Annotated in this window: 12 protein-coding genes; 3 read left to right on the top strand and 9 right to left on the bottom strand. The window is 39.9% G+C overall.

Annotated elements, in window-relative coordinates; all coding sequences use genetic code 11:
• The coding region (locus DKZ56_RS08635) for an IS1182 family transposase (protein ID WP_208649611.1) at positions 1-998 on the top strand (998 nt) is incomplete at its 5' end.
• 131 nt (positions 999-1,129) lie between these two features.
• Here the strand turns inward: DKZ56_RS08635 and DKZ56_RS08630 are convergent.
• The 3 genes from DKZ56_RS08630 to pxpB all read right to left on the bottom strand — a co-directional run bounded on the left by DKZ56_RS08630 (position 1,130) and on the right by pxpB (position 3,193).
• Complete coding sequence (locus tag DKZ56_RS08630) at positions 1,130-1,447, bottom strand: heme oxygenase (RefSeq protein WP_208649610.1); 318 nt, start codon at positions 1,445-1,447, stop codon at positions 1,130-1,132.
• Positions 1,448-1,514: 67 nt separating this feature from the next.
• Positions 1,515-2,483 carry a 5-oxoprolinase subunit C family protein gene (locus DKZ56_RS08625; protein ID WP_208649609.1) on the bottom strand — a complete coding sequence of 323 codons (969 nt, stop codon included), beginning with the start codon at positions 2,481-2,483 and terminating at the stop codon, positions 1,515-1,517.
• Positions 2,480-3,193 (bottom strand): 5-oxoprolinase subunit PxpB, encoded by a 714-nt coding sequence (gene pxpB / locus DKZ56_RS08620; RefSeq protein WP_208649608.1) that lies wholly within the window; start codon positions 3,191-3,193, stop codon positions 2,480-2,482. Before pxpB ends, DKZ56_RS08625 begins: the two co-directional genes overlap by 4 nt.
• A gap of 103 nt (positions 3,194-3,296) precedes the next feature.
• Here pxpB and DKZ56_RS08615 point away from each other — a divergent pair, with 103 nt between their 5' ends.
• Both DKZ56_RS08615 and DKZ56_RS08610 read left to right on the top strand, forming a co-directional pair.
• The gene (locus tag DKZ56_RS08615) at positions 3,297-4,055 is read left to right on the top strand and encodes a LamB/YcsF family protein (protein ID WP_208649607.1); all 759 of its coding nucleotides are present in this window, start codon (positions 3,297-3,299) and stop codon (positions 4,053-4,055) included.
• Positions 4,056-4,304: 249 nt separating this feature from the next.
• The gene (locus DKZ56_RS08610) at positions 4,305-4,709 is read left to right on the top strand and encodes a DoxX family protein (RefSeq protein WP_245989394.1); all 405 of its coding nucleotides are present in this window, start codon (positions 4,305-4,307) and stop codon (positions 4,707-4,709) included.
• Positions 4,710-4,756: 47 nt separating this feature from the next.
• Here the strand turns inward: DKZ56_RS08610 and rbsB are convergent, their stop codons facing one another.
• The 6 genes from rbsB to DKZ56_RS08580 are packed head-to-tail and all read right to left on the bottom strand — an operon-like array spanning position 4,757 to position 10,387.
• Positions 4,757-5,683 (bottom strand): ribose ABC transporter substrate-binding protein RbsB, encoded by a 927-nt coding sequence (rbsB, locus tag DKZ56_RS08605; protein ID WP_208649606.1) that lies wholly within the window; start codon positions 5,681-5,683, stop codon positions 4,757-4,759.
• 15 nt (positions 5,684-5,698) lie between these two features.
• On the bottom strand, positions 5,699-6,634 hold the full coding sequence (gene rbsC, locus DKZ56_RS08600) for a ribose ABC transporter permease (RefSeq protein ID WP_222837112.1): 936 nt from the start codon (positions 6,632-6,634) through the stop codon (positions 5,699-5,701).
• A complete protein-coding gene (locus DKZ56_RS08595) occupies positions 6,627-8,114 on the bottom strand; it encodes a sugar ABC transporter ATP-binding protein (RefSeq protein ID WP_208649605.1) in 1,488 nt (495 codons plus the stop codon). Before DKZ56_RS08595 ends, rbsC begins: the two co-directional genes overlap by 8 nt.
• 28 nt (positions 8,115-8,142) lie before the next feature.
• A complete protein-coding gene (gene rbsD / locus DKZ56_RS08590) occupies positions 8,143-8,532 on the bottom strand; it encodes a D-ribose pyranase (RefSeq protein WP_208649604.1) in 390 nt (129 codons plus the stop codon).
• 2 nt (positions 8,533-8,534) lie between these two features.
• Entirely contained in the window at positions 8,535-9,410 is an 876-nt protein-coding gene (gene rbsK, locus DKZ56_RS08585) for a ribokinase (RefSeq protein ID WP_208649603.1), read from the bottom strand.
• Positions 9,407-10,387, bottom strand: coding sequence for a LacI family DNA-binding transcriptional regulator (locus DKZ56_RS08580; RefSeq protein ID WP_208649602.1), 981 nt, complete (start codon positions 10,385-10,387; stop codon positions 9,407-9,409). Before DKZ56_RS08580 ends, rbsK begins: the two co-directional genes overlap by 4 nt.
• Positions 10,388-10,624: the final 237 nt, after the last annotated feature.

Here is a 10,624-nt window from a genome sequence, read left to right as displayed (position 1 = left end):
ATTTATTTGAACAGATTTTTTATCGTATTTTAAAAGAAGCGATGAATAAAGGATTAGTGGATGCATCTGTTGCCTTTATTGATTCAACACATGTCAAAGCGAGCGCCAATAAAAAGAAGTTCGATAAGAAAATTGTCCGGGCAGAAACAAAAAGCTATCAAGCGCAATTAGAGTTAGAGATTAACCAAGACCGTGAAAACCATGGAAAAAAGCCCTTTCCCCCGAAAGAGAATGAAGAAACCAAGGAAATAAAGGTCAGTACAACCGATCCTGATAGTGGCTATTACGTAAAAGATGAACGGGAAAAGATGTTTGCCTATTCTTTTCATACCGCCTGTGATGCAAAAGGCTTTGTCTTAGCTACCAAGGTAACGGGAGCGAATATTCATGATAGTCAGGTGTTTGGACAATTACTCGAACAAGTCATCGAAAAAGTAGGCAAACCAACTGCAGTAGCCGTAGATGCCGGATACAAAACCCCAGCGAATGCGAAAAGTCTATTGGATAAAGAGATTCGTCCAGTCATGCCATATACAAGGCCTAGAACAAAGGACGGTTTCTTTAAAAAGTATGAATATGTATACGATGAGCATTATGATTGTTACATCTGCCCAAACAACCAAACTCTTGAATACCGAACAACAACAAGAGAAGGATATCGACAGTACGCTTCGAAACCGGAAATATGTAAAACGTGCCCATTTTTAGAAAAGTGTACCCAAAGTAAAGATCACACTAAATTTATTCATCGCCACATTTGGGAGCACTATGTGGAAGAAGTCGACCACTTAAGACATACAGAAATCAATAGAAATATATATGATAAGCGCAAAGAAACGATTGAACGGGTCTTTGCCGATGGAAAAGAGAAGCATGGCATGCGATGGACAACTCTACGAGGACTGGAAAAATTGTCCATGCAGGCGATGCTTACTTTCGCTGCCATGAACTTAAAGAAAATGGCAAACTGGACATGGAAAAGACCATGTCCAGCCTAAATAAGAGAAGAATCTTAGAAATTGATGAGCAAAAAAAAGACAAACCCCAACTCAAATGAAGCATTTGAGTTGGGGTTTGTCGACAGTCTGAGAGCCATCTACTTATTAGAAGATGGCTCTTTCGTCCATTATTAATTGTTTTCTAAAGTAGAAGCAACTTCTGCAATCACAACAAGGTTTTCAATTGTAGGGCTTTCTCCATCGCCCCCAGCAGGACGCTTATGGGATTCTTTAAATGCATCACTTTCTCTCCAAGCTTGGAAATCTTCTAGTGTATCCCAATACATGACAACGCTCATTTCATCATAATCTTCAAATTGAGTGCTTACTAATACTTCTACTTTGCGGAAGCCTTTAAATGTTAATAATGGGCCTGGCTGTGTAAAACGCGGCGCCATTTTTTTAGCGAATCCTTTTTTCACTTTGATGCGATTTGTCACTGTGTACATTGAAATAAACCCTCCAACTATTGGGAATAGTGATTATTATCGTTTATATCATAATTTACTAGAAACTTCAATTTTTAAAACTTTCTTCATCATTTTTTGAGCATAACAATTCAAGCAGCTTGAATGCTTTTTCCTGCTGAACGAGCAATTGCTGCGCTTCCTCTAGGGAAACAAGCTGAAAGCAAATTTTTTCATAAGGCTTCAATTGAGCAAGTTTTGGCAAATCAACAGAAACGACTTGAGCGATTTTTGGATATCCCCCTGTTGTTTGGCAATCCGCCATTAAAATAATGGGATGTCCATTTGGAGGAATTTGAATTGTTCCAAAGGTAACCGCTTCAGATAATAAATTGATGGGTTCTTTTGTTAAAAGGGGATGTTCTCCCTCTAAACGATAGCCCATCCGATCGGCCTCTTTTGTAATGGTAAAAACGGATGTAACGAGGGAATCTTTGCTTTCGTCTGTAAAAAAATCATACTCTGTGCTTTCCACAATCCGTATGACAACCGGTTCCTTCCAAAAAAGCCAATTCCTCGGCTGAATTCCCCATTTTCCTATTGAGAAAGGCGATGACGGCAAAATTGGAAGTTCATCTTCTTTTGCGAGAGGCCGTCCTTTAAAACCGCCAATGCGCGCACGGCTATAGGTGCTGAAGCTATCTAATACTTTTTCTACCCTAATGCCGCCTTTTATATGCAAATAACCCCTTGCCCCTTTTTGACAATAAGATAACTTTAAAATGCTGCCCTTTTCTGCAAAAACAGGTTTCCACATAGGGCATGGCATTTCATTTAAAAGTGGATGGAAATTGGCTCCTGTTAAACAAAATACCGCATCACAATTAAATTTCACCGTTGGGCCAATAAGAGTAAATTCCAATGCTGCAGAAGGTGTTTGGTCCAAAATCATTTCTCCAATTCTATACAATAGCCTATCCATTGCCCCTCCGACAATCACGCCATACTGCTGATAACCCCATCTTCCTAAATCTTGTATCGAAGTGAATAATCCTGGTTTTACTATGGTTATTGTCATCGTCTTTCACCTTCAATTTCCGCAAATGCTTCTTCCGTAATCGGCACAAAGCGAACTCTGTCCCCTGCCTGCAATAAAGTAGGAGGATATTGTTCTGGCAAAAATAGTTTTAAAGGAGTCCGCCCAATAATTTGCCAACCGCCTGGGGTTTCAACGGGGTAAATGCCGGTTTGTTTGCCTGCAATTCCGACAGATCTCGATGGTATTTTCAGGCGGGGCGTTTCTTTGCGAGGCGTTGCAATCCGTTCATCCAGCCCCTCTAAATAAGCAAATCCCGGAGCAAAGCCCAGCATATAGACTAAGTATTCTTTTCCGCTATGAATTTCAATGACTTGTTGTTCAGTTAAATGATGAAACCGCGCCAGTTCCCGTAAATCCGGCCCATAACTTCCACCGTAGCAGACGGGAATTTCAATGAGCCGCTCCTTTTCCTTTGGCAAAACTACCTCTTTTTGCAGCAAAGTTTGGAGAAAGGCGACGATTTTTTCATAAGGCGTATGACCGGCCTGTTCCCATTGATGAACTTTTAAGACATCATAATAAATGCAAACATTCGTATAACTTGGAACTACCTCAATCAGACCATCACACCATTCCTTTTCAAGAATGAAAAGAAACTTTTTTATTGATAGATGAACTTCTTCCGATATACAACTGCCAAAATAGACTAATACAGCACATTCTCCCAATGGTTTAAATTGTACGGCCATATTTCGAACTTTCCTCCAACTAATTTAATAGAAAAATTATATCAAAACCATCATATTTTATGATATATTTTCCATATATCAAATGGACGATGGAGGGGCTGTGGTGAAAACAATCGATTTAAACTGCGACATCGGGGAGGATTTTGGAAGATATACCCTTGCCAACCAAAAAGAGATTTTGCAATATGTCACTTCTTGCAATATTGCCTGTGGCTTTCACGCAGGGGATCCATCTGTTATGAGAGAAACGGTCAAAATCGCCGTTGAAAATGGAGTCAAAATCGGCGCACACCCTGGGCTTCCGGACTTGGTTGGATTTGGGCGAAGGGAAATGGCGATTACTTATCAAGAGGCGTATGATATGGTTGTCTATCAGGTAGGCGCTTTGCAAGCCTTTTTAACAATAGAAGGAGAAAAGATGCAGCATGTGAAACCCCATGGAGCTCTTTATAATATGGCAGCAAAAGACCCGGAAATTGCAGAAGCCATTGCAAAAGCCATCTTTGACATTTCCCCTGATTTGATTCTTTTTGGTCTTGCATCAAGCGAGCTGACAAAAGCCGGTGAGAAATTGGGACTTCGCACGGCCCATGAAGTTTTTGCCGATCGGACATATCAACAAGACGGCACATTAACTCCTCGAAAGCAGCCGAAGGCAATGATTACAGACCAATCTGAAGCAGCCCAACAAGTGATTCGAATGGTGAAAGAAGGAAAAGTCAAATCATGCCAAGGGGTGGATGTACTGTTGCGGGCCGATACGGTATGCATTCATGGCGATGGAGATCATGCAGTGGAATTTGCAAAATTTATAAAACAACAGTTGCAAAATCATGATATTGAAGTAAAAGCCTTCATATAAAATATCTTCCATAATACATAAAGAAAGGCTGCCAAACCATTCTTCAAGGGCAGCCTTTCTCTTTATCTTCCAACTTTTGTTAACACTTTTTCTACCGCATTTTTAATAACAGTTATGTAATTGCAAGATTCCCAATAGCCATTTTCTATATTTTGTCATGCCATTTTTAACATAAAAAATTCTAAAAGAACAGTGTTAGAAGTGGACGAGCGGTAATATGATAGTAAAAAAAGTAGAAGGGAGATTGGATTGAAGCAAAGTGAAATTGGAGGTTTCATCCTTCGAATTGCTTTAGGGGCAACTTTTATTATCCACGGATTAGCCAAACTGCAAGAAGGCATCGCAACAGTCATAGAACGATTTGCCAACTATGATTTGCCGTATCCGGAATTGCTCGCCTACGGAGTGACAGGTCTTGAAATCATCGGTGGAATCTTTCTCATCATTGGATTTTCTATTCGTTTATTTGCCTTTTTATTTATGCTTTTAATGGCTGGAGCGATTGCAACGGTAAAATACAGCACCGGATTCCTTCATGGGTATGAACTGGATGTCGCTTTAATGGCGATGGCCGCCTATTTGTTTTTTGCCAGCAATCGTTTTCTAGCATTGGACAACTTTATCTCGGAAGGAAAACAGAAGAAAAATAAATAAGAAAAAAGGTAGAACGCGAGCAAAATACTCTGTTCTACCTTTCATTTTTATTGTTTTTTCACTAATTCTAATTCTACTGGTACAAATTCTTCTACTTCTTCACCATTTAAATATTTCACAGCAGTTTCAATAGCTGTTCTACCAATTTCCTCTGGTTTTTGGGCAACACTTGCTGCCATTTTTCCTTCATCAATTTTCTTTAATGCATCGTCCGTTGCATCGAAGCCAATCACCACAATGTCTTTGCCAGCTGCTGAAATTGCTTCAAGGGCACCTAATGCCATTTCGTCGTTTTGTGCAAATACCGCTTCGATATCAGGATGTGCTTGTAGCATATTTTCCATTACAGATAATCCTTCGCTGCGGTTAAAGTTAGCTGGCTGGCTTGAAACAAGATCAACTTTTCCTTCAACAGCTTCTAGGAAACCTTCTCCGCGGTCACGGGCAGCAGATGAACCTGGAACCCCTTCAAGCATTGCTACTTTTGCACCTTCACCTACTAATTCCAATAAATATTCCCCTGCAAGTTTGCCGCCTTCCACATTGTCAGAGGCGATGTGGGCAACCACTTCACCGCTGTCTGCTGAACGGTCCACCGTAATGACCGGAATTCCTGCAGCATTGGCAGATTCTACGGCAGAACCAACTGCTGAAGAGTCTACTGGGTTGATTAATAATAAATCAATGCCTTGTTGAATTAAGTCTTCCACGTCTGAAGCTTGTTTAGATGCATCATCTTGCGCATCGACAATCACTAAATCTACGCCGTTTTCTTTGCTGACTGCTTTTGCACCATCGCTAAGAGTTACGAAGAATGGGTTGTTTAATGTAGAGATGGAAAAACCGATTTTGTAAGAACCTTCTTTTGTTTCTTTTGCTGCGTCATCTTTTTTCTCCAAAGAAGAATCCATTGAACATGCAGATAATACTAGCATTGCAATCACAACGAAAAATAAAAGCCTCATTTTTTTCATCATAAACACTCCTTTTTAGTCTTTTTTGCGGTCTAATAGTACTGCTAGCAATATGACAATTCCTTTCACGACTTGTTGCCAGAAGGAAGAAACACCAATTAAGTTCATACCGTTATTCAATACACCGATAATCAATGCACCGATTAATGTACCAAAAATCCAACCTTTCCCGCCATTTAAACTTGTCCCACCTAATACAACTGCCGCAATGGCATCCAACTCATAAGATTCCCCTGCTGTTGGCTGCGCAGAGTTTAAACGGGAAGTTAAAATTAATGCAGATAGCGATGCCATGAAGCCAGAGATGGCATATACGGCTATTTTTACACGGTCTGCATGAATGCCGGATAATTTGGCAGCTTCCTCATTTCCGCCTACTGCATAAACGCGGCGGCCAAATGTTGTTTTGTGCAAAATAAACGCTAAAACAGCGAAGGCAAAGATTGTTGTAATCACTGGGATTGGGATTCCTAATAGATAGCCTTTCCCAAATAATTGAAATGATGCATGATCTCCCAATCCAGATATTGGTTTACCGTTTGAATATACAAGAGTTAATCCTCGATAAATAGTCATTGTTGCCAAAGTCGCAATAAATGGGGCCACTTTTCCTTTTGTAATGATGAGACCATTGATGGCTCCCAAAATCAAACCGAGAATTAAAGCAACTCCCATGGAAATGATTGGGTCTATTCCACCTGCTAATAAACTGGCTGCAACAGCACCTGTTAATGCAAGAGTTGAACCAACGGATAGATCAATACCTCCTGTGAGAATGACAAAGGTCATCCCAAAGGCAATAATGGCACTAATAGAAACTTGTCTTAACACGTTAAAAATGTTGGAAATAGTTAAAAAGCTAGGATTCATGATGCTTACAACGATAATTAAAAGAATTAAACCAATCAAAGGTCCAAGTTTCGATATTATTTCTTTCGACGACTTAGTCAACTTGCTCACCTCCTGTTGCAAAATGCATAATTCTTTCTTGCGTCATTTCTTCTTTCGAAACTTCGCCTGTCAATTTTCCTTCATGCATCACAAGGACCCGGTCGGCCATTCCGATGATTTCCGGCAATTCGGATGAAATCATTAATATTGCTACACCGGCCTGTGCTAGATCATTAATAATCTGGTAAATCTCTTTTTTCGCTCCAATATCTACGCCGCGAGTCGGCTCGTCCAAAATCAGCACTTCTGGTTCCGTGCCTAGCCACTTGGCAAGGACAACCTTTTGCTGATTTCCGCCGCTTAAGGATTTGGCGCTTTGCTTTGGACTGGATGTGCGGATTTTTAACTGTTTAATATATTGGTTTACAAGGGATGATTCTTTTTCTTTGCTCACCACGCCTGAAGTGGAAACTTTTTTCAAGTTGGCGAGGGAAACATTTTCTTGAATGGAAAAATCAAGAACTAAACCTTTTGTTTTACGGTCCTCCGTCACATAGCCGATTTTTTGTTTTAATGCATCAATCGGCGATTTAATGGAAACCTTTTTCCCATCAATCAAAATGTCGCCGCTATGGGCTTTTCGATAGCCAAAAATTGTTTCCGCCACTTCTGTTCTTCCAGCGCCCATAAGTCCAGCCATACCGACCACTTCGCCTTTTCGGACATTGAATGAAATATTTTCGAACAATCCTTTAACAGTTAAATTCCGAACTTCTAATTTCACTTCTCCAATTTCGGCTTTTCGTTCAGGGAACCGCTCTCCAAGTTCCCTTCCCACCATCATGGCAACAATTTCATCAAAAGTCGTCTCCGGAATATTTCGTTCTCCCACATATTGACCGTCCCGTAAAATTGTAATCCGGTCACAGATGGCAAAAATTTCTTCCATCCGGTGGGAAATATAAACAAAGGAAATTCCCTTTTCTTTTAATTCCCGAATGGTTTTAAAGAGTGTATGGATTTCCCTGTCCGTCAAGGCAGCAGTTGGTTCGTCCATAATGATATATTTGGCGTTGCTTGCGATGGCTTTTGCAATTTCAATAATTTGCTGCTTTCCAACAGAAAGATCTCCAGCCCTTGTCTTCGGATTGACATTCAAACCTAATTTTGAAAGCAATTGTTGGGCTTCTGCTTCCATTTCCTTTGTTTTTAAAATCCCGAATCCATATGTTTTTTCTTTTCCTAAAAATAAGTTTTCTGCAACAGATAAATCAGGCAAAATATTTAATTCTTGGTGGATGATGACAATTCCGCATTTTTCTGCATCTTTCGTTGATTTAAAGTGAACAGGCTGCCCATCGACATTAATTTTGCCCGCATCTTTTGGATGAATGCCGCCTAAAATTTTCATCAAAGTCGACTTGCCGGCCCCGTTTTCCCCCATCAACGCATGAATTTCGCCTTTTCTTAAATTAAACTGCACATTATTTAAAACGGTATTGCCGTTAAACGCTTTTGAAATGCCTGTCATTTCAATCATTTCATCACCTACTTTTTTAAAGAAATCATTAAAAAATTACTCCGCATTGCAAAATGACATTGGCATAAGGCGTTGTTTCACCCGTGCGGATAATGAATTTCGCTTGTTCCGTCATCCGTTTGAACTCTTCATGGGATACATATGAAATATTGGGGAGTGTTTCCGTTAGGTTACTCCAAAGTTCTGCATTATTTGTTTTGATTTCATCCGCCAGAACGGCCCTTTCTACCACCAAGTCATCCAACACGACGTTCAAAATTGTTCGGAAACTTGGTTCACCCAATTTATAAGACAAATCGATGCAAGGGACGCCATCGGGAATCGGCAAACCGCAATCAGCAACCACGATTTTGTCTGTATGCCCTAATTTCGCAAAACGACCAGCTAATTCTCGATTTAAAATTCCATGCTTTTTCAACGTTATTGTCCTCCTAAGCGAGCGTATACTTCATCAAGGGTCGGCATGCCGCCTTGAGCCCCAAATTTTTCCACAGAAAGGGATGCAGCAATATTGGCAAAATGAATGGATTCATTCATTGTTATTCCGCTGCAAATTGCATGGGCAAAGGCGCCATTAAACGTATCTCCTGCCCCTGTTGTATCAACGGCAGTTGTTTTAAATCCAGGAATTCTTACAATGCTCGTTCCATCATGAAAAGCTGCACCTTCACTGCCTAATGTAACAATGATTTTGTTAGGATATTCTTCCAGCACCTTTTCCCAATCGTCACCAAAAATTACTTCACATTCTGTTTCATTGGGAGTTAAGAATGTAATTTGATTCATCCATTCTTTCTTAAAGTTTTTCGCAGGCGCCGGATTTAATAAAACGGGGATTTCATGTTTTTTGCAAATAGCTAACACATATTCAACGGTATCTATCGGAATTTCCAGCTGCATCATCACCAGTTTACTTTCCAATATGTGATGAATGTTTCGATCAATCATTTCTTTGTCCAAATCATAGTTGGCGCCTGGAATGACGATGATGCGATTGTCGCGGTTATGTAGCAAAATGTTGGCAATTCCCGTTGAATTTTCAGCCATGACAATGCCAGATACATCGACATTTTCATTTTGCAAATTTTGATATAATTCTTTCCCGAAACTATCATTTCCAACTGCACCAATCATGCGGACCTTGCTTCCGAGTCTTGCTGCGGCAACGGCTTGGTTTGCTCCTTTTCCCCCCGGAATCGTTTTAAAAAGGGAGCCTTGAACCGTTTCTCCTTGTTTTGGAAAAATTTCCGTTTCCACAGCCAAATCCATATTGATGCTTCCAATCACGGTAATCATTGTATAAACTCCTTTCGAGTCGAGTTGCGCACAATCAATTCGGGATGAATCGCAATATGTTTTTGCTCAATTGTTTTCCCTTCGATTTGTTGAATTAAAAGTTCTGCAGCCATTTCGCCTAATTGGTAAATCTTTTGTGCAACAGTCGTTAAACTTGGTGTCGTATAATTCCCTAACTGAATTCCGTCAAAACCAATAATCTGAATTTCTTCCGGCACTTTTCTTCCCAATTTTTCGCAGGCTTTCAATGCCCCAATGGCGGAAACGTCACTGCTTCCAAAAATTCCATCAATGGAAGGATGCTTTTCTAAAAATTCAAAGGTAATGTTTTCTGCATCATGCAATTCATAAGGACTTTCAACAATGTGTATTTTTATATTTTTTCCCTGAAGCGCTTTTAAAAAACCTTCAAGACGCTCTTCTGAAGAAACCAGCTGCTTTGGTCCTTTTAAAATTAAAAGTTCTTTTGCACCGCATCCCAGCATAAAGCGCCCCGCCATTTCAGCCCCAAGTTTATTGTTTGTCGTGACCGTTGGAAGTTCCGTCTTTGGCACACGGTCTAAAGCAACAATCGGTATATTTATTTCCCCGCTTATTTTTTCATCGGTGGATGTAATAATGATGCCTGCCACATACTCTTGAGTTAACACTTTTAAGTAATGCTTTTCTTTATTTGGATCCTCGTCGGAATTGCATAATATAACCGTATAGCCATATCGATAAGCGGTATCCTCAACAGCACGGGCAAGTTCCGGGAAGAATGGGTTTTCAATATCCGGAATAATTAATCCAATTAAATTGGATTTTTTTGTTGACAACGTTCTCGCCACATGATTCGGAACAAAATTTAATTCCTGAATTGCTCGCTCAATGGCTTCTTTCGATTTTTTGCTTACATAGCCATTTTGATTGAGGTATCTGGATACAGTAGCAACTGAAACATTGGCTCTTTTTGCAACATCATGGATTGTTGCCATTCAATCACCTACAACCCAGCAATTTGTGGTACCGGTTACACATTTACCGCAAGAAATATGTAATCGGTTACATATTCTAACTCTTTAAATGTGTAATCGGTTACACATTAATCATACTTTTTTATTTAAGTTAGCAAAATAATCTACTATAGTATGTCACTTTTCATTCATTTAGGCTATACCATTTATGACTGTTCACAAATTGTTCATTATTTTGTAACTAATTGGCAAAATACT

The sequence above is a fragment of the Ureibacillus thermophilus genome, from assembly GCF_004331915.1.
GTDB lineage: Bacteria > Bacillota > Bacilli > Bacillales_A > Planococcaceae > Ureibacillus > Ureibacillus thermophilus.
The sequence above is the reverse complement of the archived record's forward strand: the minus strand, read 5'-3'. Positions and strand labels throughout refer to the sequence as shown.